This window comes from Streptomyces europaeiscabiei, assembly GCF_001550375.1.
Taxonomy (GTDB): domain Bacteria; phylum Actinomycetota; class Actinomycetes; order Streptomycetales; family Streptomycetaceae; genus Streptomyces; species Streptomyces europaeiscabiei.
In genome coordinates this window covers 1-23,968 of record NZ_LRTR01000654.1, presented here as the reverse complement: position 1 = coordinate 23,968, position 23,968 = coordinate 1, and the positions used below count along the sequence as shown (strand labels likewise).

17 protein-coding genes and 2 pseudogenes are annotated in these 23,968 nt (G+C 69.9%); 7 read left to right on the top strand and 12 right to left on the bottom strand.

Annotated features, from left to right (window positions below):
- Positions 1-141: 141 nt before the first annotated feature.
- The 3 genes and pseudogenes from AWZ10_RS31910 to AWZ10_RS31900 form a co-directional block, all read right to left on the bottom strand.
- Positions 142-642: pseudogene (locus AWZ10_RS31910) on the bottom strand (DUF418 domain-containing protein); the annotation flags it as partial.
- 478 nt (positions 643-1,120) lie between these two features.
- The gene (locus AWZ10_RS31905; protein WP_060892700.1) at positions 1,121-1,744 is read right to left on the bottom strand and encodes a TetR/AcrR family transcriptional regulator; all 624 of its coding nucleotides are present in this window, start codon (positions 1,742-1,744) and stop codon (positions 1,121-1,123) included.
- 257 nt (positions 1,745-2,001) lie between these two features.
- A complete protein-coding gene (locus tag AWZ10_RS31900; RefSeq protein WP_046704622.1) occupies positions 2,002-2,274 on the bottom strand; it encodes a hypothetical protein in 273 nt (90 codons plus the stop codon).
- Between the two features lie 564 nt (positions 2,275-2,838).
- On the opposite strand from AWZ10_RS31900, the gene AWZ10_RS31895 reads away from it, so the two are divergent.
- Positions 2,839-3,486, top strand: a complete 648-nt coding sequence (locus tag AWZ10_RS31895; protein ID WP_046704621.1) for a TetR family transcriptional regulator — start codon at positions 2,839-2,841, stop codon at positions 3,484-3,486.
- A 59-nt stretch (positions 3,487-3,545) separates the two neighbouring features.
- Here the strand turns inward: AWZ10_RS31895 and AWZ10_RS31890 are convergent, their stop codons facing one another.
- Complete coding sequence (locus tag AWZ10_RS31890) at positions 3,546-4,214, bottom strand: TetR/AcrR family transcriptional regulator (RefSeq protein WP_060892699.1); 669 nt, start codon at positions 4,212-4,214, stop codon at positions 3,546-3,548.
- Between the two features lie 132 nt (positions 4,215-4,346).
- Between AWZ10_RS31890 and AWZ10_RS31885 the strand changes: the two genes are divergently transcribed.
- Entirely contained in the window at positions 4,347-6,080 is a 1,734-nt protein-coding gene (locus tag AWZ10_RS31885; RefSeq protein WP_079104513.1) for an MFS transporter, read from the top strand.
- A 17-nt stretch (positions 6,081-6,097) separates the two neighbouring features.
- A pseudogene (locus AWZ10_RS54140) lies at positions 6,098-6,269 on the top strand (fumarylacetoacetate hydrolase family protein); the annotation flags it as partial.
- A 189-nt stretch (positions 6,270-6,458) separates the two neighbouring features.
- Here AWZ10_RS54140 and AWZ10_RS31880 read toward each other — a convergent pair.
- Positions 6,459-7,388 (bottom strand): LysR family transcriptional regulator, encoded by a 930-nt coding sequence (locus tag AWZ10_RS31880; protein WP_060892698.1) that lies wholly within the window; start codon positions 7,386-7,388, stop codon positions 6,459-6,461.
- 70 nt (positions 7,389-7,458) lie between these two features.
- On the opposite strand from AWZ10_RS31880, the gene AWZ10_RS31875 reads away from it, so the two are divergent.
- Together AWZ10_RS31875 and AWZ10_RS31870 are read left to right on the top strand one after the other, a co-directional pair.
- Complete coding sequence (locus tag AWZ10_RS31875; protein ID WP_244172609.1) at positions 7,459-8,160, top strand: cyclase family protein; 702 nt, start codon at positions 7,459-7,461, stop codon at positions 8,158-8,160.
- Positions 8,161-8,169: 9 nt separating this feature from the next.
- Entirely contained in the window at positions 8,170-8,631 is a 462-nt protein-coding gene (locus tag AWZ10_RS31870) for a GNAT family N-acetyltransferase (protein ID WP_046704617.1), read from the top strand.
- On the opposite strand, the gene kstD is transcribed toward AWZ10_RS31870, so the two are convergent.
- Complete coding sequence (gene kstD / locus AWZ10_RS31865) at positions 8,628-10,427, bottom strand: 3-oxosteroid 1-dehydrogenase (RefSeq protein ID WP_046704616.1); 1,800 nt, start codon at positions 10,425-10,427, stop codon at positions 8,628-8,630. The genes AWZ10_RS31870 and kstD overlap by 4 nt on opposite strands.
- Before the next feature lie 397 nt (positions 10,428-10,824).
- On the opposite strand from kstD, the gene AWZ10_RS31860 reads away from it, so the two are divergent.
- Positions 10,825-11,817: an alpha/beta fold hydrolase gene (locus AWZ10_RS31860; RefSeq protein ID WP_078935316.1), complete on the top strand. Its 993-nt coding sequence runs from the start codon at positions 10,825-10,827 to the stop codon at positions 11,815-11,817.
- Here AWZ10_RS31860 and fxsT read toward each other — a convergent pair.
- Genes fxsT through fxsBH form a run of 4 tightly spaced genes read right to left on the bottom strand, consistent with a single transcriptional unit; the run spans position 11,787 to position 20,081 of the window.
- Positions 11,787-15,722: an FxSxx-COOH system tetratricopeptide repeat protein gene (gene fxsT, locus AWZ10_RS31855; RefSeq protein ID WP_408995943.1), complete on the bottom strand. Its 3,936-nt coding sequence runs from the start codon at positions 15,720-15,722 to the stop codon at positions 11,787-11,789. The two genes, AWZ10_RS31860 and fxsT, sit on opposite strands and share 31 nt — an antisense overlap.
- Entirely contained in the window at positions 15,716-17,056 is a 1,341-nt protein-coding gene (locus tag AWZ10_RS31850) for a TIR-like protein FxsC (RefSeq protein WP_159015046.1), read from the bottom strand. Before AWZ10_RS31850 ends, fxsT begins: the two co-directional genes overlap by 7 nt.
- Positions 17,057-17,113: 57 nt before the next feature.
- Complete coding sequence (locus tag AWZ10_RS31845) at positions 17,114-17,935, bottom strand: AAC(3) family N-acetyltransferase (RefSeq protein WP_046704615.1); 822 nt, start codon at positions 17,933-17,935, stop codon at positions 17,114-17,116.
- Positions 17,928-20,081, bottom strand: a complete 2,154-nt coding sequence (fxsBH, locus tag AWZ10_RS31840) for a radical SAM/SPASM protein FxsBH, inactivated beta-hydroxylase extension form (protein ID WP_107417532.1) — start codon at positions 20,079-20,081, stop codon at positions 17,928-17,930. The genes AWZ10_RS31845 and fxsBH overlap by 8 nt, the downstream gene beginning before the upstream one ends.
- 998 nt (positions 20,082-21,079) lie before the next feature.
- Here fxsBH and AWZ10_RS31835 point away from each other — a divergent pair.
- Positions 21,080-21,994, top strand: a complete 915-nt coding sequence (locus tag AWZ10_RS31835; RefSeq protein ID WP_046704613.1) for a DUF4231 domain-containing protein — start codon at positions 21,080-21,082, stop codon at positions 21,992-21,994.
- 29 nt (positions 21,995-22,023) lie between these two features.
- Here the strand turns inward: AWZ10_RS31835 and AWZ10_RS31830 are convergent, their stop codons facing one another.
- Both AWZ10_RS31830 and AWZ10_RS31825 read right to left on the bottom strand, forming a co-directional pair.
- Complete coding sequence (locus tag AWZ10_RS31830) at positions 22,024-22,503, bottom strand: hypothetical protein (RefSeq protein WP_046704612.1); 480 nt, start codon at positions 22,501-22,503, stop codon at positions 22,024-22,026.
- Positions 22,504-22,794: 291 nt separating this feature from the next.
- Positions 22,795-23,832, bottom strand: coding sequence for a rod shape-determining protein (locus AWZ10_RS31825; protein ID WP_037704710.1), 1,038 nt, complete (start codon positions 23,830-23,832; stop codon positions 22,795-22,797).
- Positions 23,833-23,968 lie beyond the last annotated feature (136 nt).

Sequence of the window (23,968 nt, the reverse complement as noted above, 5' to 3'; positions counted from 1 at the left end):
GGCTCGCGGTCGTGGACACAGGCCGGCGTGGCCGTCCGCTCGCGGGCAGGCTTCCCGGCCCGAGGCCGGCCGGGTGCGGAAGCGGCCCGTGAGCGGTCCATGCCGGGTGGGACGTGGGGGTCCAGCCACCCCGGCCGGGCCTCATCGGATGTACTTCGCCGGCCTGGTGGCGGCGTTGAGCAGATACTCCAGGGGTCCGCGGCGGAAGAAGCGGGACCAGATCGCGGCGAACACGATCGCCCCGAGGACGAACATGATCAGCGTCACCCAGGACTCCTCGTCGTAGGTCGCGCCGAACCAGGGCAACCAGCCCTGAATGACGAAGTGGCCGACGTAGGCGGTCAGGGACATGGCGCCCACGGCGACGACCGGTGCGGCCAGGCGGCGCAGCAGCGGCAGGCGGTCCATCGCCACCGTCGCGCCCACGATCATGAGGATCGCGACTCCCACGCTGCCGATGATGTCGAACGTGGTGCCGCTGTGCGGCCCGGCCGCGAAGAGCGAGGAGGCCGGAAATGCGGACTCGGCCGATCCGCTGTCGAGGGGCATCGACCCGGAGCCGCCGGACGACGAACCGTCTTCCGCCGTGCTCCTCAACGCGTCCTTGCCCGCCAGCAGCAAGGACATGCCGTACGCGGCAAGACGGGCCGCCGGGTGGCGCGGCTGCTGCGGGAGCGGGGGGCGGCGGTTCGCTCGGCCTCCCGTTCCGGCACACCGTCCTTCGACTGGACGGACCGGACCACCTGGGAGCCCGCGCTGCGGGATGTGACGGGGATGTATCTGGTGGTACCCGACCTCGGCAGCCCGCAGGCCGCCCAGGCCGTCGGGGCCCGGCGGGCAGTGCTGTTGTCCACGCCGTCAGATGCCTGGGGCCCCGCCCAGGAGCACGTCATGGCCACGGAGCGGGCGCTGGAGCATGCGGGCCTGGAGTGGACCGTGCTGCGGGTTCGGTGGTTCTTCCAGAACTTCAGCGAGGACTTCCTGCGCGATCCCGTGCTGAGCGGCGAGGTGAGACTGCCGCCAGGACCCACATTGCCCCCGACGGCCACCCGTCCGCCGTATCGCACCACCGAGGCCGCGGGTCGGCGCGCTCGTCCCGTAGGAGAGCGCCCGGCCGTCGTCAGGTCGCGGGTACGGGCACCAGGTCCAGCCGGCCGCCGGCCATGGCCACCACGGCGGACACGAAGGCCTGGAGGCAGGTGCGCTCGACCTCCTCGTCGGGGTGGGAGAGGTGCTGCATGGTGAGTCCGTCGAATCCGGCGAGGAAGAACCGCGCAATCGTTTCCGCGGGCTGGGCAAGGGGCTGGCCGGTGCGCTCGGCCGCATCGCTCACCAGTTTCGCCGTCACCTCCGTGATGCTCCGGTAGTGGCTGTCGAGGGCCTCGCTCAGGGCGGGGGAGCGAAGCGCGAACATGGTCAGTTCCGTGAGGAGCTGATGGCTGGCGGGCTGTTCGAGCACCGTTCGCCACAGGGCGGCGGTCAGGGCGGCGGTCGTCTCCTCGAATCCGGCGTCGGCCGGCGCGGCCTGCTCGACCTGGGCGGTCAGATCCTGGGTGAGCTGCTCCATGACGGCGCGGTACAGCACTTCCTTCGTGCCGAAGGTGTAGTGCACCGTAGCCTGGGCCACCCCCAACTCGGCGGCGATGGCACGGGTACTCCCGGCCGCGACTCCTTCCCTCGTCATGTAGTCGATGGCTGCTTTGATCAGCTGAGGGCGGCGCTCGGCCGCGGAAACGTGAGCCATGACTGCATCATATCGACTGAGTCTCATGAACAAGTCGCCTGTGCGAGTCCTGATTCCGTACGGATGCCGTGGTCGTACGTCCACTGCGTCCACTGCGGCACCTGCGGCACTTTCGGGTTCGGCCTCCAGCAGGCTCACGACGCCGCCACCGGCCGTTTCGCCGAGGACTGCATGCGCCTTCCGTGTGACGAGCTGAGCCGACAGGATGCCAATGGGCCGTCCGGCAACCTGCTTGTCGTGGCAGCCGGAGGGCCGGGTCAGGAGGGGTCGGCCTGGTGCCCGCGCAGGCGCTCGGCCAGCGGGAGTGGTGTCTCGTTCAGGCCGGAGACCGATCCGCTCGCCAGCCGTGCGCACGTCCCGTGGCAGGCGAGCTGTTGCTTGTCGTCGCGGTGGGAGACCACCACCGCCTCGGTGTCCGGCGCGCTGCGGTAGTCGGTGCCGCAGATGAGACAGGCAAGCCCGGAGAGCATCTCGGCGGTCGGTTCGGGGCGGCCGCGGCGGCGGCCGGAGATCGCGTCTTGTGAATACATGTGTCCTGCATCCTCCAGGTCGGTCCAGGGCGTGCGCGAGGTGCCGGAATGCTGGAGAGCACCTCGGGAATCAGGAGATCTCCGCTACCACGGGGCGCGGAACAGGATGGGGAAGCCGAACGCGAGGGTACGAGCCAGGAGGCATGGTGCGGCTCTTTTCCGGCCGGGTCCGATGTGCTCCGGCCATTGCCGTTCCCCAAGGGCGACGCCGAAACGGATGACGGCATGCGAGGTGCGCTCGGTGCCGTCACCGTACTCCCTCCGGCCCGGGAGCGTGCCGGACGCCGTGGCCGACCCGCCAGGCGTCACCGGCCCCTTCCCCGGCCGGGCGGCCCACTCCGTGCGCGGAAATCGCAGGACTCTTGAGGGCAGCGGTTCGGACGGGCCGGGGCGCTTCGGCGGTCGCAGTGCCCACGGCCCGGTTTCCGTCGTCGTCCCGTCGGCCTCTCGTCGGCTTCTCGTGGGCCTTTCGTCGTCCTCCTGTCGTCCGGCTCGGCGTGACAAAATGGGGCTGCTGTTCTTTCCCCTCGCCTGTCTCCGTACCGATCCTCAGAGGTTGTCTCCGTGACCAAGTCCGTGGCCCGCGAGCCGCTGCGTCGTAATTCGCGGTCCAACCGGGCGCGGATCCTGGCCACGGCCCGTGAGGAGTTGGGGCGGAACCCCGACATCACGCTGGAGGAGCTGGCGCGGGCCGCCGGGGTCGTGCGGCGCACCCTCTTCGGGCACTTCCCGGGGCGGGCGGCGCTGCTGGAGGCCCTCGCGGAGGAGGCCGCCGAGACGCTGCGGAAGACGGTGGAGACCGGGCCCGAGCCGACGGAGTCGGCGGAGCGGGCGCTGGCGCGGTTCGTGTTCACCATGTGGCCGGTGGGGGACCGCTACCGCATGCTCCTGGCGCTGGCCCGGCGGGACCTCGGTTCCGAGCGCGTCGCCGAGGTGCTGGCGCCGGCCCGGGAGGCGGTGGCGACCATCCTGGAGCGGGGCCAGCGGGACGGTGTCTTCCACTCCCATCTGCCGCCCGCCGTACAGAGCGCCGGCCTGGAGGCGATGCACGTCGCCCTCCTGGAGGCCGTCAACACCGGTGCGTTGGAGGACGACGGGCACCGGATCGCCGCCACCACCCTGATCGCGGCCGGTGTGCCCGAGAAGCGGGCGATCGCGGTGGTCGAGGAGGTCGCGTCGGAGATGCGCACGGCCCCGGCCGAGGACGCCTGACCCGGCGTACGGGGCCGTAGGGCGTGCGGGCGGGACGGCACCGGGGCCGACTGCCGGTTTCAGGGGAAGCCGGGGGTTTCCGAGGGCTGTGGGGGCGACCCGGTCCGGCGTAGGCGGCCGACTGCCGTGGCGGCGGTGTCGGGGGCGACTCCGGCGGTGATCAGGGCGGCGCAGGCGGCGCTGGTGCCGTCGTCGGACCACAGGCCGCGGTTGACGCGGTCGAGCAGGGCCAGCAGATGGGCCTCGATGGCCCGGCTGAGCGGGGCGGGGGGAACCGTGGTCTGGAAGGCGCCCTGCCGCTGACCGCGGGCAAGGACCCCGGTGACCAGGTCGCGGGCCGGGGCCAGCAGTTCGTTGACGCGGTCGGGGCCGAGGTCCTGGCGGGCCAGCCGGATGAGGGTGCGGAAGCGGTCACCGACCGGCCAGGCGGTGATCACGAAACGTGCCAGGTCGGTCGCGGGATCGGCGGTGGCGGCGCAGGCGCCCGTGACCGCGAGCCGGATCGCCTCCGCGGCCTCCGCGGCCAGGCCCTCCACGAGCGCGGCCCGGCCGGCGAAGTGGACGTAGACGGTGCGCCGGGCCACACCGGCGGCTGCGGCTATGTCCTCCAGACGGCTGTCGGGGTCGCGGGTCAGCTCCCGCCTGGCCGCCTCCAGGATCCGGGCGCGGGTGGCGCGCGCGGCACGGCGCTGCGCCGGGTACGGAGTCGCCGCCGGTCGGCTGGTCACATCGGCACCTCGGGATCGGGTGGGGGAGGGGGTGTCGCGATAGTTGCACACCGATGGGCAACAAACTAGTCTGCACATCGATGGGCAATTAAGTGATGCCGCCCGTCCTACCCGTCCCCTTAGGAGCTTTCGATGCCCTTCCTCGCGAACACCCCCGTGGAGAAGATGACCGGGCCGTACGCGCGGCGCTGGTGGGCACTGATCGTGCTGTGCCTGAGCCTGCTGATCGTGGTGATGGCGAACACGTCCCTGATCGTGGCCGCCCCCGACATGACCACCGACCTGGGCCTGAGCAGCAGCGATCTGCAGTGGGTCGTCGACGGCTACACCGTCCCGTACGCGGCGCTGATGCTGGTGCTGGGCTCGATCGGCGACAAGTACAGCCGGCGCGGCGCGCTGGTCACCGGTCTGGTGATCTTCGCGGGCGGTTCGGTGATGGGCAGCCTGGTCGACGAGACCTCGCTGGTCGTCGCGGCCCGCGCGATCATGGGCGTCGGTGCCGCGGTCGTGATGCCGGCCACGCTGTCCCTGCTGGTCGCGACCTTCCCCCGGCGCGAGCGGGTCAAGGCCATCACCGCCTGGACCGCGACCTCCGGTCTGGCCATCGCCGTCGGCCCGCTGGTGGCCGGCTGGCTGCTGGAGGACCACGCCTGGGGCTCGACCTTCCTGATCAACGTGCCCATCGCCGTCGTCGCCGTCGTCGGCGCGCTCGCCCTCGTGCCGCCGTCCAGGGCGGAGGGCATGGGCCGGATCGACTACGTCGGCGGTCTGCTGTCGATCGTCTCCGTCGGTTCCCTGGTCTACGCGGCCATCGAGGGCCCGCACTTCGGCTGGGGCGCCGGCCCCGTCACCGCGGCCGTGGCCGCCGGTGTCGGCCTGGTCGCCTTCGTCGCCTGGGAGCTGCGTCACCCGCAACCGATGCTGGATGTCCGCAAGTTCGCGCTGCGGCCCTTCAGCGGCTCGATGCTCGCGGTCCTGTTCTTCTTCTTCGGTACGTTCGGCGCGATCTACTACTCCACGCAGTTCCTGCAGTTCGTCCTCGGCCATGACGCCCTGGAGACCGGGGTACGGCTGCTGCCGCTGGCCGGCGCGGTGTTCCTCGGTGCCGTGGTGACCGGCAGGCTGACCCCGAAGCTGGGCGTGAAGGCGATGATCGTGACCGGCATGGTCGTCGGTACGGCGGGCGTGTTCCTGCTCACCCAGGTCGACAAGGGCTCGACGTACGCCGACTTTCTGGCGCCGATGATGATGCTGGGCTTCGCGATCGGGCTGAGCGTCTCCCCGGCGACCGACACGATCATGGACTCCTTCCCCGAGTCCGAGCTGGGTGTGGGCGGCGGCGCCAACGACACCGCGCTGGAGCTGGGCGGTGCGCTGGGCATCGCGGTGCTGGGCTCGCTGCTGGGCACGGCCTACCGGGACGAGCTGACCGACCTGGTCGGCAACCGGCTCCCGGCCGCGGCGATGGAGACCGCCACGGACTCGGTCGGCGGTGGCCTGGCCGTCGCCGAGCGCATCGCCCGGGATCCGTCCGCCGGTCCCCAGCAGGCCCAGGCGGTCGTGGACGCCGTCCACCAGGCCTTCGCCCACGGCGTCGCCCAGACCAGCCTCATCGGCGGGATCATCATGGCCGCCGGAACAGTGATCGTCCTCGCGGTCCTGCCGGGCCGGCGGGCGTTCGGCAAGAGGGCCGAGCAGAGGGCCGGGCAGGAGTCCGAGTCCGAGCAGAGGGCCGGGCAGGAGTCCGAGTCCGAGCAGAGGGGCGAGCAGGAGGCCGGTCAGGAGACCGGGGCGCCGGGCGAGGAGCGTGCGGAGGAGCGCGCCGAGCGCGCCGAGCGCGCCGAGCACGCCGAGTCCGTTCGGTGATTCCTTGACGGATCCGAGAGAAGATCGGCGCGCTGCTGCCGCCCGCGGTGAAGTGGCAGGCGTACTTCAAGCCGGGCCTGCAACCCGCGCTATCTGCGCGAGGGCGACGAGATCACCGCGGCCATCGCCACGGCGGACGGCCGGATCGACCTCGGGGTGCAGCACACACCCGTCCCCGACGCGCCGTAGGACCCGGGTGAGCCGCACAACCGGGAGTGTGATCCGGCGGGTGCGGGTGCGGGTGCGGGTGCGGGTGCGGGTGCGGGCGCGCAGGGCGGCCAGGGCCAGGGCCAGGGCCAGGGTTTGTCGTGGCCGGTCGCGCCCGTGTGGGGGAGCCGCATGTGTCACAGCCCGGCGCCCTTGAAGGGGGCGCTCCCCTCAGCCCGTGGCCACGGGGGCCAACCCCAACGCCGTGGCCGACTGGCGGAGCACCTCGACCAGCGCGGACGTCCGGGGCTGAGGGCCGGACGGAGAGTCGGGCCACACCGCCGCGATGCGGCGGTGGCCCGCCATCGGGACCGTCGGCAGGGCCACCGTTTCGGGCGGCGCGTCGGTCAGGGCGAGGGTGGGGACGACCGCCGCACCGAGGCCCGCCCGGACGAGGGCCAGGGTGGTCGGGAACTCCAGGGCGGTGTGGGCGCGCTGCGGGGTGAAGGCGTACTGGGCGGAGATACGGGCCAGGGCGCGGCCGCAGGCCGTGCCGGGTGGCGCGGTGACCCAGGGGCGGTCGGCCAGGTCCCGGACCGAGCGGGGCGGGGGTGACCAGTCGGCGGGGGTGATCACGCGGTACTCGTCGTCGGCGACCGGCGCGGAGGCCAGATCACGCCACTGCTCGTCCGGGTCGGGATCGTCGCCGTCGTACTCGACGACCAGCAGGTCCAGACCGCCGGTCCGCAGCTCGCGCAGGGCCTCGGGACCCTCCGCCTCCACCACCCTCGGTTCCAGCCCCGGGTGGGTGCGGGCGAGGGCGCCGAGGGCGGGGACGAGCAGATGGCACACCGCCGAGGAGAACGCGGCGACCGTCACCGGCCCGGTCGAACGGCCGGTCAGCTCGGCGAGTTCACGGCGCGCCTCCGCCAGTTCGTGCTCGATACGCTCGGCCCGCGCCGCCAGCAGCCGCCCCGCCGGGGTCAGACCCGCCCGGCGCCGCGACCGGTCCACCAGCGGCTGGCCCACCTCCCGCTCCAGCTGCGCCAGATGCTGCGACACGGCCGACGGCGTCAGATGCAGCACCTTCGCCGCGTCCACCACACCACCGCGCAACGCCACCGCACGCAGGACGCGCAGTCGGCGGGGATCCAGTTCCATAAGCCGTACTGTAGTGCCGCTTCAGTAAATCTTGCTTGTGATGAAGTGGTACTGCAGGGAGGATCGGGGCATGACCAGCAAGCAACGGCGGATCGTCGACCTCAGCCATCCCATCCGGCACGGGATGATCACCTACCCCGGACTTCCCGGGCCCGAGATCGGCGACCACCTCACCCGGGAGGCGTCGCGGGAGATCTACGCGCCCGGCACCGAGTTCGCCATGGGCCGTATCTCGATGGTGTCCAACACCGGTACCTACGTCGACAGCCCCTACCACCGCTTCGACGGCGGCCACGACCTCGCCGGTCTGCCGCTCGGCAGTCTCATCGATCTCGACGGTGTCGTCGTACGGATCCCCGACACCGGGCGCCGGGCCGTGGACCGGGAGGCGCTGCTGCCGTACGACGTGACGGGCCGGGCGGTGCTGATCCACACCGGCTGGGACCGGCACTGGGGCGCCGAGCGGTACGGCCACGGCCACCCCTACCTCACCGCCGACGCCCTCGCGTGGCTCGTCGAGCAGGACGTCGTCCTCGTCGGCATCGACTCCCTCAACATCGACGACACCGACGACGGCACCCGCCCCGCCCACACCGGCCTGCTCGCCGCGGGTATCCCCGTCGTGGAACACCTGCGGGGCCTGGAGCAACTGCCCGCGCAGGGCTTCCGTTTCCACGCCGCGCCCCCGGCCGTCGAGGGCATGGGGACGTTCCCGGTACGGGCGTACGCCCTCCTCGACCCGCTCGACCCGCTCGACCCGGGCGCTGTCTAGGCTGGAGCCGTGACGGACCTCGACATCAAGCGCGTGGACGGCACCGCCGGGGACGAGGAACTCGAAGCCTGGCGGTACGTCCACAACACGATCATCCCGACCCATCTGCTCTCGCTCGCCGACGTCCGCGAGCGCGCCGAACGCCACCACCTCGAACTCGCCCACGTCGACGGCGTCCTCGTCGGCAACTCCACGGTCCGCCCGCCCGAGGGGGACACCGCCACGGCGACGGTCATCGCGCGCGTGCTCGCCGAACACCGGAAGCAGGGGTTCGGCGAGCAGCTGTACGGGCGGGCGTTGCGGCGGGCGCGGGAACTGGGCGCCCGGGTGGTCGAGACCTGCGTACTGGAATCGAACGCGGACGGCCTGCGGTTCGCGCTCGCCCACGGTTTCACGGAGACCGAGCGCTATCTGCTGGACGGCGACACGATCCAGTGGATCGACCTACGACTCCACGAGGCGCCGGCCTAGAGCTTTCCCGCGATGTCCAGCGCGGCCACGTACCCGAACGTCATCGCGGGCCCGATCGTCGACCCGGCGCCGGCGTAACTGCGGCCCATCACGGCGGCGCTGGCGTTGCCCGCCGCGTACAGGCCCGGGATCACCGTGCCGTCCGGGCGCAGGACGCGGGCGCGGGCGTCGGTGAGGAGACCGCCCTTGGTGCCGAGGTCGCCCGGGACGATGCGCAGGGCGTAGTAGGGCGGCAACCACAGGGGCGCCAGGCAGGAGTTGGGGTGCACGGACGGGTCCGCGTAGTAGTGGTCGTACGCGCTGTCGCCGCGCCCGAAGTCCGTGTCGTCCCCCTGCCGGGCAAGGGAGTTGAAGCGGTCGACGGTGGAACGGAGGGCGGCGGCGGGGACGCCGATCGCGCCGGCCAGCGCGTCGAGTGTCCACGCCTTGTGGGCGGCCCCGGCGTCGTACCACTCGTCGGGGAACGGGAAGGTCGGCACGATGTCCTTGAAGAGGTACCGGTTGCGGTAGTTCTGGTCGACGATCAGCCAGGCCGGGATGTGCGAGGCGGACGGGGTGTCCTTGTCGTACATCGTGTGGACGACATCGCTGTACGGCCCCGCCTCGTTGACGAACCGCGCCCCCGCCCCGTTGACCAACAGGCCGCCGGGCAGCGTGCGTTCGGCGAGACAGAACCACGGCTGACCGGGGGTGGCGATGGCCGGACCCCACCAGGCGTCGTCCATGAGCGCGAGATCGGCGCCGGCCCGCCGACCGGCCCGTATCCCGTCCCCGGTGTTCTCCTTCGCCCCCACCGTCCACTGCGTGCCGATGGGCTGCTCCTGGTACTGCGCCCGCATGGCCGCGTTGTGCTCGAAGCCGCCGGAGCCGACGACGACGCCCCGACGGGCCCGGACGAGCCCGGCGGAGCCGTTCTTGGTCACGACCGCCCCCGTCACCGCCCCGTTCTCCGAGTACAGGTCCGTCAAAGGAGTGTTGAGCCACACCGGTACACCGGCGCCGAGCAGCCCGGCCCGCAGCCCGCCCGCCAGTGCCTGCCCCATGGTGAGCGGCTTCTGCCCGAGCAGCGCGGCCTTCGTACCCCGGGCGAGGCACTCCGTCGCCACGGCCAGCCCCTTCACGCTCACGGCGGTCAGCGCGAGCCACTTGTAGTCGGCGCTGAACACCACCATCCCGGCCGGTGTGGCCAGATAGGCGGGATTCAGCCGAGCCAGCTCGTCCCCCAGCAGGTTCCCGTCGAACTGATCCGGCTCGATGGACCGCCCGTTCGGCAAGCCGCCCGGCAGCTCCGGGTAGTAGTCGCTGTACCCCTCCATCCACCGGAACCTGAGCGGGCTGTTGGCCATGACGAACGACAGCATGGCGGGCCCGTGGTCGAGGAACGCCTTCTGCCGGTCGGCGGGCACCTCGTCCCCGACCACGGCCGCGAGGTACTGCGCCGCCTTGGCCGGGGTGTCCGGCACCCCGGCCGCCTTGATCACGCTGTTGTTCGGCAGCCAGATCCCGGCGCCCGACCGCGCCGCCGACCCCCCGAAGGTCGGCGCCTTCTCCACGACGACACAGCTCAGCCCCTGCTTCGCGGCCGTGAGCGCGGCGGTCATCCCGGCCGCGCCGGAGCCGATGACGACGACGTCGTAGGTACCGAGAAGCGGCGGAGTGGCGGCAACGGCCGGACTCCCCGCGACCCCGCCGGCCGCGACCGCGACCCCCGCACCCGCGGCAGTCCCCAGCACCCGCCGCCGACTGGGACCCGCCTCTGCCCCCGTACGTCTCTCAGGACCCGCGCTCTTGGACATGCCGGACGCTCCAGCCTCATGAAGGGACAGGTGGCCGTGCTGTTCCCCCGGCGGCAACGCTCCCGTTCACCCCGGGCGGTGTGCGGAGCCTCGAATCTGACGTGAAGGGATGGTGAAGTCAAGACACGCGTCGGGCATGGGCCCGTGAAGGGGGTCGTGTGGGTGCGGCTTGCTGTCGGCCTCTGCCTGCGGGTCGACAGAACCGGCCACCCCTGCTCTCGCCTCGAACGCCTACGTCCAACATGACTGCCCGCCCGTGGGGACGTCTGTTCCGGCGTGGCGCCAAACATGGTGACGCTGAGCTAGCTTGGCAGCAATACGGTGGCGTTGTCTGGACGCACGGGACGAGTTCCGGCAGCGTGGTCCCGGTCGGTGGGGCCAGGAGAGGGGAAGCGCTGTGCAGGACCTGGTGCCGACGCTGGACCGTGTCCGGACGCCGGATGGGCGGCTGTTGCGGGTCGAGTGCTCGGGGGATCCGCGTGGGCGTCCGGTCTTCCTGCTGCACGGCATGCCCGGCAGCCGTGTCGGCCCCCGGCCTCGCTCCATGTTCCTCTACCAGCGAGGCGTGCGGCTGATCAGTTATGACCGCCCGGGATACGGCGGATCCGATCGTATGCAAGGCCGCAGGGTCGTGGACGTTGCCGAGGACGTGACCGCGATCGCCGACGCGCTGGGCGTGGGCCGCTTCGCTGTTGTGGGCCGCTCCGGGGGCGCTCCTCACGCGTTGGCCTGCGCGGCTCGGCTGCCGCAGCGGGTGACCAGAGCGGCCGCTCTGGTCACCCTGGCGCCACGCGACGCGGAGGGACTGAACTGGGATGAGGGAATGTCGGCCTCCAACGTCGATGAATTCCGCACGGCGTTCAAGGACCCCGAGCGCTTCATGGCCAGGCTCATCCCGCGATCCAATGCGATCCGCTCCGATCCAGCCAAGTTGCTGGAGCAAATCCGGCAGGATCTGACCGATGACGACCGCAGGATCGTCTCCGACAACGGCATCCGCTCCATGCTGATGCGCAACTACCTTGAGGCACTACGCACTTCGCCCTACGGCTGGATCGACGACGCGCTGGCCCTTGCGGGGCCATGGGGGTTCGATCCAGCGGACATCGCAGCGCCCGTCCTGCTCTGGCACGGTGCGCGGGATGTCTTCTCCCCGCCCGCACACTCGTCGTGGCTGGCCGATCGCATTCCGCGGGCCACGTGTGTCCTTGAGCCGGCTGCCGCGCATTTCGCCGCTCTGCGAGCCTTGCCGGAAGTGCTGGGCTGGCTCCTCAAGGAGATGCCCTCCACTGACACCCCAGTCACTCGATCAGGCGAGGCGAGCGCCGAAGACGCTCCCTCCTTACGCTCGGGGACTGCTTACACCGCCAGCGGTTCCAGATCCCGGTAGACCCGCTGCCGCTGGCTGACCAGTTGCAGGATCGCGTTGTTGGAGCCCAAGGCTGCTGTCTGCTGCTCCAGTGCTACCAGCGTGTCCCTGCTCATGTGCTCTGCTTCCGCCACCTGGCCGAGCTGGCGCAGTGTCAGCGCCAAGTTGTTGCCCACAGCGAGCGTTTCCGGGTGGCGGGCGCCCAGGATCTCCTTCAAGGCGCCATGCGCCGACTCCTCTTCCTGCCGTGCTTCCTCCAGACGCCCTTGGTCGGCGAGGACATTGGCGCGGTTGGCGCGGCAGAAGAGAGTGTGGGGGTGTCGTTCGCCCAGCACTTCGGCCATGAGTTCACATGCCCGCAGGAACGCGGGTTCTGCTTCGTCGCTCCCGCAACTCCACTGGTAGATGGCCAGATTGTTGAGCGCGGCCAAGGTGTACGGGTGCTTTTCGCCCGGAACCTTCATGTACTCCGTCAGCGCCACCTGCGCCTCCCGCCGAGCCTGCTCCCGTTTGCCCGTGGCGTACAGATCGGCGGCCCAGTTCAGGTCGCAGGCCAGCGAATCAGGTGTGGGTACTTCGTACTGGGTTCTGTACTCGGCCTGTGTCGCCGTGGTCAGCCGTACCGCTTCCGCGAACAGCCCTGCCCGACGCAACGACACGGCCAGCGCCTTGGCGCAGCTCAGTGTGCCCGGGAAGGTCTTGCCCAGGTACTCCTTGTGTGATGCGTACGCCTCCTCCAGGAGCTTGACCGAGTCCGTGTAGCGGCCCACTTCACGCAGGTCACGGCCGAGACTCGATGCCGACGAGAGGGTGTTCGGATGGTTGGGACCCAGAACCTCCTTGCGACGGTCGTAGGTGTCCTGGTCGATGTCCCGTGCTTCGCCGTACCTGCCGACCATGCGCAGGGCGAGAGCGAGGTTGTTGGCGGCGTTGAGCGTCCGCGGATGGGACTCGTGGAAGATCTGCCCGTACCCGTCGTAGGCTTCGCGAGCCCGCTCGACCGCAGAACGGTACTCACCGAGTGCCGTGAGGTCGCCACTCAGACTGGACGTCGTCATGTAGGTGTGCGGATGAGTCGGGCCGAGGACACGGCTCTGCCGATCCAGCACATCCTCGTCGATCTCCCGGGCCTCCACGTAACGCCCCTGGGAACGCCGCACGTTGGCGAGTTGGGCGCGCAGGTACAGGTACTGGATGTCGTCCTCGCCCAGGGTGCACCTCCACTGCTCCAACAGGTCCTGGGCGAGCTGTGCCGCGGCAGTGAAACCTCCGCGCTTCCACAGATAGCGGACACGGTCGATGAGCAGGCGTCGAGGTTCGGGCTCGTCACAGTCTCGGACGCCGGAGACCTGGAGATGAGGCCAGATGGTCTCGAAAAGCGGCCAGCTGTCGGGGTTGTCCGTGGGTTCGTCGTGCTGCGGCCGGGCTCCGGCGAGGACCAGATGCACGACATGCCTGGCTCGCTGTTGTTCGTCCTCGGTGAGCTGGGAGCGGATCACGGCCTGCACCAGGCGGTGGATCTGGATGCTGCTGCCGGCCTGGTCGACCTGGGCGAGAGCGAGGCGGGCGATCTCCCGGATGACTCGGCCCAGCAGCAGTGTTTCCTGAAGGGTGGGATCCACCGTCCTCAGTTCGTCGAGCATGTTCTTGCTGTAGAGCAGATGGGAGGAGATGGGCTCCGGGCCCATGAACGCGCACACCTGGAGCAGCCGCACCGAGGCGGGTGAGCGCTCCCGCAGCCGGGCGATGGACACGAGCCAGGTCTTGGCTACAGTGTCCGGGTAGTCGGCCGCCCGGTTGAGGCTCAGTACGTTCGTGGCCTGCTCAGCCAGCAGGAGCAGGTACCCATCGACCGGTGTCGCGGTCTCGGCGAGCCAGGCCGCGGCCTGCTCCACGGCGAGTGGTAGGTCGCCGACGGCCTCCGCCACTCGGTCGGCCTCCTCCGCGCTCAGCCCGGGAGCGCGTCGGGAGAGATGCTCGATGCTTTCCTCACGGGTGAAAACGGCGACGGGCAGGGACTCGGCCTGTGAGGCCCAGGCCTGGTTGCGAGAGGTCACCAGGATGTGACCGCTGCCACCCCTCGGGAGGAACCTGGTCAGGTCAGCGGGGTCGTCGGCGTTGTCGAAAACGAGGAGCCAGCGCTTCGTCGGCACGTCGCGGGCCAGCATGTGCACGGCCTCCTGGCTGACCAGCGTGATGTCGTCACCACCTGTTGCGCCGATCTCAGCGCCGAGCTCCGCCAGTGAGGCGATGACGTTTTCGATGTGCTCGGCGGAGATCCACCACACCAGGTCGTAGTCGGCCATGAACCGGTGCACGTACTCCAGGGCCACCTGCGTCTTGCCGACACCGCCGAGTCCGAACAGCGCCTGAGGCCTCGGCAGGACGACGGACATGCCCCCTTGCAACTGGTCACGGAGTTGGTCGAGAACGAGCGCCCGTCCGGTGAAGGTGGTGTTGCGCGTCGGTACCGCCCATACCGTCGGTGTGCGCGCCGGGAAGCTGGGGCCCACGCCGCCGGCCGAGGCTTCCACCTCCACACCCAAGGACCCGAGCAGGACTGCGGTGGATTGCGTCTCGTCCAGTGTGTGCAGGTCGGCCGTGGAACCGGAGTAGATCCCGGTGGGCCGGACGTCGTCGATGCGGAACGCGACACCGGGGGTGTGCGGCTGATCCTCACCGTGCTCCATCAAGATGTGCCAGGTGGCGGGCGCGTTCCGGGCGCTCAGAAAGGCACTCGACAGCAGCACCACGGGGCGTGCCCCGGCGGTCGGGCGCACCAGTGGGTGGCTGGACACGTCGTGCAGGGTCACGTTGCAACCGGCGCGCCTGCACACCGACTCCGACCACTCGGCCCACAGGCGGTTCTCGGCCGCGTACACGATCAGGACTTCGGGCTGGGTCACCAGCGGCGGTCGGCGGGTGAAGACCTCCAGGCAGCGCAACCGTGCCTGTTCGGGGATCGGTGGCATGTGCGTCACTTCACCGGCGGAGATCTCCGCGGTGAGCCGTTCGAAGGCGGACAGCAGGGAGTTGGGCTTACCGCTCTTGTCCCCGACGGTTGCGAGCGTCTCCTCATAGGCGTAGTACGGGCGGTACGGGATCTCGACCGCTCCCCAGTACGCGTCGAGTTGTTCGGAGGTTCGGGCTTGTCCGCCGATGCCCTTGGGCAGTCCATCGAACTTCAGCCGGGCGAGCGCCCGCCCCGCGTCCACCTTCTGCTTCTCGCCCTCGTCCACGCGCATGGGTACGGGAAGCAACTGGATGCGTCGTTTGGTGAGCTTCGCTTCGATCGAGGCGGCCACGGCAGCCGCACCGTCCATTGCCTGGTCGCTCAGTGTGAAGCAGGTGACGACGACGTCGGGCATCTGGATGGTGCAGATGTCCGCGTTGTCGGAGAGGCCGGTACGGCTGTCGATGAGGACATAGTCGTAGTTGGCTCTCATGTCGTCCCGCAGCGCATCCAGGAAGAGACCTCCTCCCAGGCGCTCGTAGAAGTTGTCCCATTCGAAGGACGTCACGGTCGCCGAGTACTCGCGGTTCTGTCGGCCTGCGGACAGAAAGTCGAGCGTGCCGCCTTCCGGGAAGGACAGACCGTGGCGCTCGGGCATGAGCGAGACGGCGTGCTCATCGACCCGCGCGAAATCCAGGTGCCAGGGGCCACGACGTGGGCCTCCCGTAGTCGCCGCCCAGCTGTACTCGGTGATGATGTCGATCACGCCGGTGGTGGCGGCGAGCGCGTTGGGGTCGAGGAAGGGCTTGAAGAACCGGTGCAGGCCCGGTGCCTCCAGGTCCCAGTCGATGGTCAGCACACGCTTGCCGCTGGAGGCGAGAATCCACGCGGTGTTGGCGAGCGCCATTGTTCGACCCGTACCGCCCTTGTACGAGTAGAACGTGATGATGCGTCCACCCTGCGTCGTCATGATTCGCCTCCTGCGTCGATCCCCGCTTCGGGATACGAGGTGTAGATGGGCCCGGTGAGTCGGGGGCGGGGAAGATGCTGTCCGGGAGGTGGATGAGCCTCCGCGTGCCTGAGGTACTGCCGTGTCGTATGGGCCACAAGCGCCGGGAGGATGTCGGTGAACGCCTTGAGGGTGGGCACGCCCATGACCGCGATGCGGCACTCGGTGCGACGGCCCCGCTCCAGGATCAGCGGCAGTGTTCGGTCCAGTTCCGCCGCCAGCTGTTGCCCCTCCTCGGTATGGCACTGCAGGTCGGAGCGGTTCCATGGGACGATCGCACTGATCCACGGGCGCGCGCTCGCATCGAATATCTTGAGCCTGCGCCGCCGTTCCTCGTCCGCGATCGCCCATCGGTCGATCAGCAGGATCCCCGGATGACTCGACAGAGCATTCTCGTCCGTGGAGTGCTGATCGGGTTCGAGTGGGCCGAAGTCGCCCCACTCCCATGGGTCGTTGTCGAAGTCGGACACAGTGATCCGGTAGTCCAGCGACCGGATCAGCTCCTCCGCGAGTGTGGGCAGCGGCCGGGCCGACTCGCTGTGATACGGGTTCCATTCCTGGGCGCTGTCGCCGTATGGGCGGCTGTCCCGATGCTCCGGCTTGGCGCTCAGGGTGGGCGCCACCACGGTCAGATGAATGCGACGGGGTCCTTCGCCACGAGGCTTGAAAGCGCTGGGTGTCGACTCGTACGGACGAGGGCGGGCCGTCGGCAGCGGCGAGTCGTGGGCGACTCGCACAATCCGCTGGGCGAGCGTCATGACAGCCTCGTCGTACTCGTCTCTCAGCCTCTTGAGCTTGATCAGTCCATAGATTCCGTGGGCCAGATACCGCTCACCGAACGAGGAGTGGTCGACATGGATGTGCCGTACCGACTCCGGGAGGTGGCGGAAGTCCACTTGGGTCCAGAGCGCCGGCACGATGGCGGGCAGGTCCGACGCGCCTGTCGCCGCTTTGGCCTGCATGATGCGCTCGTTGAACGCGTACCACTCCCGCCCGCACATCTCGCTGCTGAAGTAGCGGGGGGAGAACAGCGGGACGAACACGCGGCAGGTCGCCAGGTTCTCGCTCAGCTTTTCCGGCCAGCCCTGCCCCGAGCGCAGTTCCCGGTCCATGAAACCGGCGGGTGCGCCTGCCGGTAGATCGGTGAGGGCCATGACGTGGTTGCACAGATCCTTGAAAAGCGTATGCACCCAGTGGTCGGGGTCTCCGCCGTCCGGCCCCCAGGCCGGGGTGTGGGCGTAACTCAGGAAGAAATAGGGCCGGTTGTCGAGCGAGCCCCATCCCTGTTGAGGTGCCACCGCATGCCCCCTGCCACTGATGACCTCGTGTGTACTTCGGCGACCGCCTCATCCGGCTCAAGCCGGTGACGGTTCGGCCCCGCTGCCCCCATTGGGGTCTTCGATTCTCGCCGTTCTTTGTCGATATCCGGATATCTCGACTTGGGCAGCGTCCACAGTGTCTCGCATCCCGAAGAGCAACACCGTTCTTCCCGCGATTTCCGTCTCGGAGAAAAGCGCACGTGGTAGCTGTGCGCCGAGTGCCGAAAAGTCGCTGTCGTCCAGTACGGCGTCCTCGTAGGAGATCCAGTTGCCCTTGCGGCCCACCACACAGCGATAGGTGCGGGCGGGCGGCGGCGGGGTCATGCGGTACTCGGCGAGATGGAAGGCTGTGCAGGCCTCGAAGCCGACACGGAGCAGGAGGACCTGGGCATCGGCCGCGTAAAGGCGGGCCAGGGGGGAGCGCTCTCCGAGGTGACAGCGAGGATCGTGGTCGCTGAGGAGCTCGGCGGCCCGGGCGCCGATCGCGGCGAAGGAGGTCTGGGGGTGGGCGCTGCGTACGGCGCCGGGCGTGGTCCGTATGTGTTCGGCCAGTGCGCCCATCGTGGGACACGGGGTGGCATCCTCCTCGAAGGGTTGCATGGCCTTGTGGAACTCGTTTCTCTCCCGCTCGGTCATTCCGTGAGTCAGGGTGCGGTAGGCGGGAGACGTGTCGGAGTTCTCCGGAGTGAAGGCGGGCACGACGAGTGTGCCGTCGGGGCCCAGGAGGTCGCACAGAGTGGAACTCACGGCTGCGGGTGAGAGGCCCGTACCACTGAGGGAGGCGTGCACCATGAGGATGCCGCCCTGGCGGATGCCCAACTCCTCCAGCGCTTGGCGAAGTCGGGTGGTGTCAGTCATGGAGAGCCGTCCACTCCGTTCTCAGTTCGTCGGCCAGGTACGCGCCGGTCTCCGTGAGGTCCGAGTCCGGCAGCGCGGCCAGTTCGTCCAGGGCGCACCTCGCTCGACGCCATGCCTCGGCGGCACGGGAGGAAAAGGGTACGGCTCTGCCCATGGTGTCGCTGACGAGATCGAGCAATTGTCCGGCTCGGTTGCCCGGCACGTTCAGATCGGCGACCTGGCGCAGGGCGGTGAGCCGCGCCCGACGCCCCAGGCGGGGCAGTTCGCGGACGAAGTCTTCCGGGGCGAAGTCGACGGCCACTCCCAGCGCTCTCATGCCGCCGCTGCCGAGTTGTAGGCCGGCGCCGGCGCCGAGCGGGGTGATGGTGGTGGTGGCCGGCGCGTTGTTGTCCTGACGCCAGTGCGGAACGCGTTCGTCGAGGAGCGCGTACGCCGTCCGCAGACGCTCCCGGAAGACGTTCGCGTCGGACGGCCTCAGCGGTGGGGTGACCGGCGACGGATAGCAGTCGCGGTACGGATCGGCGTCGTCGAGCAGGAGCGGTGGTCCGCTCGGGAGGTTCAGCGATCGCAAGGGGCGCCACTCCGTGGTCTCTTCGACATCCTCGCCGTCGTCCCGGCCGGAGGACATGCCGCGTACCCGGAAGCCGTCGGCACTCACCCTGAACTCGACACGGCCGGGTCGTGACAGTCCTACGGTCCCCAGCGTCGGGAGATGCACGGAGACGTCGGTGTGGTCCCACGCCAGGGTCGCCTCGGCACGGGCGCGCACCGCGGCGGCGACCCCCGCGGCCATGAGGCGGGGCAGGTCCAACGGGCCTCGCCAGGAGCGGAGCAGCGCCGGCCGGAGGTAGGGATGAGTGAGGACCGTGTCCAGATGGGGGGCCGTCGTCATGTCCGAGTCCAGCCGGACCAGGAGTCGCCAGAGCGTGTCCCAGTCGAGTGACCCGACGAGGCGTGTGTTCAGGTCGGCCAACAGTGCGTGATCCAACTCCAGTTGCGCCAGCTCCAGTTCGCCGGCACCGGTGACCGCCGGAGCGAGTGTGCGTTCGGTGATCCGCTCGGCGACGCCCTCGATGAACGAGCGCAGGTCCGCGCAGTAGACGGACGGGTTGTCGAAGCCCCGTTCGGTGCTGTACCGATGGGCGTAGAGACCTCCGCCGCAGGACTCGACGACCGGACAGCGCCGACAGGTCTCACTGACGCCGGCGATGCCCGACTGCCGGGCGAGTACGCCCGGATGGCGGGCGAACTCTGCGAAGCCGTGGCGGAAAACGTCGTAACCGGTCGCGGGGGCACCGTCGAATGCCGTCTTCAGGGAGTCGGCCTGTTCGAATGTGCCATCGGTCTCGACGACCGCCAGCTCGGTCGGCGCAAGCCCCATCGATTCGGTGAGGGAAGGGCCGCCGCGCAGGGTGCTGAGGACCGAGGAGAAGACACGCACCGGCATGGGGCGTCCCTGCTCCTCCCAGCGATCGAAGACCGCGAGGAGCCAGTCCGCGTAGGGTGTGGCCGTTTCGGTACGGCCGGGAGGCGGCGCCTGCCAGGTGGCGTGGGGAAGGAGATAGTCGAGGCGGGGCGGGGTGAGGGCGGTGAGAGCGTCGTGCACCGCGACCGGGTCGTTGGCCACGTCCACCGTGCATAGCAGCCCCTGGTAGAGGTGCTGGTACTCCGGGTCGCGGAGCAACTCCAGTCCCTGCAACACCCGTTCGTAGCTGCTACGCCCCCTGCGGTCGCGCCGATGGCGGTCGTTGGCGGCGCGGTCGCCGTCGAGAGAGAGCCCGACCCTGACGTTGAATTCCTTGAGGACGTCCAGGTGCGCTCGGTCCAGCCGCACGCCGTTGGTGTGGATACGCAGGTCGAGAACGGTGACCGGGGTCAGGGTGCGAGCGAGTTCCGCGCAGATGTGCCGGAGTCGGGCCGGTCCCACGAGGAGGGGTTCTCCGCCGTGCAGGATCACCGTGACGGACGTGAGTTCGTGCTCGGTGGCGTACTCGGCCAGTCGGCGGGCAGCTTGCCCGAGGGCCCCCTCGGAGATCACCGGTGGACGTCCATGCCAGCTCTGGTCGGCGTGTTCGTACACGTAGCAGTGGTCGCAGGCCAGGTCGCATCTGCTGTGGATCTTGAGGACCACTTCCCGGATCGGCATGTGCGGCACCCTCACTCCTTGCGGCTGCCCGCCTCGACTGCTCGGGGCTCACAGCCTGAGCCCCGAATTCCGTAGCGGCGCAGGGTGCTTGGCGCCCTGGGCGCGTGCGAGGCTAGAGGCTCGAATTGAAGAGGGTGCCAGGCTCGACTTCCGCTCCCGGAGCGTGGACGACTCGCTCGATGGCCCTTCTGGCTCTGCTCTCCAAGGGGGACATCCGAGAAAGGCGTGCTGGTTTCCTGGGGGGCGACGGAATGGTGGCCGGCCCGTGTGTGGTGTTGTTCCTGTCCGGCGAAATCATCTCTATTTGCTTCACCTTGGTTCGAGGCCGGGATTCCGTTCCTGAGGGAACGGAGGTCCGGCGCTGGAGTCAGGGGGTGGTGCAGGACGAGGGTGCGACAAGCACAAGGCCGCACGGTCATCTTCTCAGTCCCTAGGTCGGGTGGGCAATGTGTATCGCATGGTGTCCGGGCCCACCTTCGTGTCGATTGTCAGCCGTGTCGGCGGAGTGCCCTGCGGCCGAGGTCGTACAGCATGCCGCTGACGACAACGTGACCAGAGGCCAGACCACTTGCGGCGGTATGTACCCGGCGTCGATAGCGATCATGAGACCAGTACCGCCTCCTGCGGCGGTGACGGCCGTGATGCGGGGGGCGGAGGGATGAGGAACGTCACGGGACGCCATCCGCGCCTGGGTGAGACGTCGTCACTCTCGGACTCGGCCTCACCGGGCAGGGCGCGCGGTCCTGCCGTTCTCCGCGCGGCTCTTCGGTATCTGTTGCGGATGAGATGTGGCGGACATGGTCGTCTCCGTCCACATGTTGACGGCCCGAGAAACCTGGCTCGCAGAGATTCGGGCGTTTCTCTCATGCGACGACGAGGCATCGCACGCCGCCGGCGGTAAAGGGTGTTCGTTCTCCCGTAGGCGGTCTGGCGGGAATTCAAGATTGACGAGAGCATGACCGTTCCGTTGTGACTCCCAGCATCCGTACGAGGTGTGCATGGCTGCGACGCCCGGCCCCAGCACTACGGTGAGTGATCGAGATCTGGCCCCGCTGTTCCGTGTGTGCGATGAGAAGGCGATGACCCATCAGGGCGAATCCTTCAAGGTGGTCCGTAAACAACTGGTCGTCCTGCTCCTCGCGACCGCGACCGCCTCCCTGGCGGAACGGATGGGGAGCCGGGTGCCGTCCGCCGTCGCGGCGGTGCTCTACGCCCTGACGGTCGGGATCGGCGTCTACGCCTCCCGGCGCCGTGCTCGGGCGCAGTGGCAGGCTCATCGGGCCGCTGCCGAGGTGGTCAAGTCGCTGGCCTGGCAGTTCATGGTTCATGGCGGGCCGTTCCCCTCACGGCTCGTCAACCCCGAGGCGCGGTTCGCCGAACGGCTGGAGGAACGGCTCAGCGAACTGCGCAAGGTGGGCTGGGACGATCCGCGCGAAGACGCGACCGAACGGGGGCTCGGGCAGATCACGCCGATGATGCGTGCGGTGCGTGCCAAGCCGCTCGCGGCGCGGCGCGACATCTACCTCCGTGACCGGGTCATGGAGCAACTCGCCTGGTACGGCGGCAGGTCCGGGCAGGGGCACCGTGCGTCCGTGCGCTGGTCGGGTACGACGACCTTTCTGACACTGTTGGCGCTGCTCGCCGCCGTGCTCAGGGCCGGCGGGCTGATCGAGGGCCGCTGGGATCCGACCGGAGTCCTGAGCGCCGCGGCCGCGGCGGGCGTGGCCTGGCAGGAGGTCCGGCGGCACCGGCCGCTGACCTACGCGCACAAGCTCGTCGAACAGGACCTGGAGACCCTGCGCGTCGCCATGAGCACCACCGTCAGGGAGGACGGCTGGGCCGACGCGGTCGCGGAGGCGGAGCGGCTGGTCTCGCCGCAGCACACGGACTGGCTGGCGCGGTTCGGGTCCTGACGGGACGGCGGAGGAGCGGGGCGCTCAGGTCAGGCGCGACGTACGCCCGGACTCCACAGCACCGTCACCGGGACGCCGGTGAGGTGGGCGTAGCCGACGATGTCCGCCGTACCGCCGAGGCCGCGGGACGGGGCGCCGTCCCAGATGGCGATCATGCGGTCCGCGTGGTCGACGATGTAGCGGCCGGCCGCGTAGTACGCCTCCTCGTGGGTGCGTTCGCGCGGCAGTTCGACGCGCTCGCCGGAGCACTTGAGGAGCCGGCGGTAGGCGGCCCGGACTTCGTCGTCGCCGAGGTGGGCCTCGTAGTCCATGCCGGGGATCACGGCGGCCAGCCGCAATCCGCTTTCGAGGGCGATCTCCGCGAAGAGCTGGTCGGCGCCGGCGGCGAGGCTGCTGAGGGCCCGGGTGGTGGCGGGGCGGCCCCGTAACTCCGCCCGGATGCCCGAGCGGACGGCGGAGAGTGCGGCTTGGGGGATCTCCCGGTGTCCGGTGATACCGATGCGGGTCACGGGCCCTGGCATTCGTGTACTCACCTCCGTGGCCGCGTTCCTCCAAGTAACCCTAGCGTCGGGGGACTTCGGCGAGAACGACGCGTACGGGCGTTCGGTGGGGCGTCGTGGGCTCACGGGGGCGACCGCCGGGTGACCGCCGTGGTGCCGGCCGCCCCTGCGTGCTCCGGGTGCTGCCACTGGTGGGAATGCCCGGAGGAACGCTCGGAGCAATGCGCGCGGGAATGCCCGGAGAACTGTTCGGAGAAGTGTTCGTAGGGGTGCCCGGGGGCGCCTGTGGCGGGATCGTCGTCAGTCGCCCACCGGGTCCAGGCTGATGGGTGCGATGCGGCCCTCCAGCATGGCGCCGATACCGAGGGCGGCACAGACGTCGGGGCGTTCGGCGATGCCCACCGGCATGCCGGTGGCGTGGCGGAGCATCTGGTCGAAGCCGGGGAGGAGGGCACTGCCGCCGACCATCATGATGCCGCGGTCGGCGAGGTCGGCCACCAGGTCGGGCGGGCAGTCGCGCAGCACCTTGCCGATGCCGTCGACCACGGCGGTCAGCGGGGTCTGGATGGCGTCGCGCACGGCCGCGGTGTCCACCTGGACGGAGCGCGCGAGCCCGGTCGCCACGTCGAGGCCGTGGATCTCGGTGGAGGCGGGGCCGTGCGGGGTGAGGCCGTTGCCGGAGAGGGCGAGCTGGAGCGGTCGTACGGACTGGCTGGGCAGTGTCAGCTCGTGCCGCAGACGCAGGTGCTGCACGATCGCGTGGTCGATGGCCTCGCCGCCGACGGGGATGCGTACGGCGCTGACCACCGAGCCGAGGGAGAGGACGGCGAGCTCGGTCGCCCCCGCCCCGCAGACCATGATCATCGTGGCCTCGGGCTGCTCGACCGGCAGTCCGCAGCCGACGGCCGCCGCGATGAGCGTGTCGACCAGTTCCACACGGCGGGCGCCGAGGCCCACGAGGGTCTCGATCGTGGCGCGCTGGGCGAGCGGGTCCGCGCCGTGCGGGGTGCACGCGGCGGCGCGCAGGACGGGTTTGCGGCGCAGGTTGCGGCGGACCCTGTCGCCCAGGAGCTGGCGCAGCATGCGCTGTGCCATCTCGATGTCGACCACCGTGCCGCCGGAGACGGGCCGTACGACCCGGATGTAGTCGGGCGTACGGCCCATCATCCTCTCCGCGAACTCCCCGACCGCGATCAGCGCGCCCGTCCGGGTGTTCACGGCGGCCACGCTCGGCTGGTCCACGACCAGGCCCGCGCCCTTCACATACACCCGGGTCCGGGCGGCTCCGAGGTCGACGCCGAAGTGGCAGCGGCGCAGCTGCTCCAGACTGGCGGTCATCGCGGTCATTGCGGATCCTCCCGAAGGCACGGACCGTGCGGACCGCCGCCGGTCGGCGGTTCCCTGGTTCCCTTGCATCGTGCGGGGGGTGGGGCGGGGGTGCCGGTTGGGGTGGGCCGGGGGGGGGTGCGGCTGG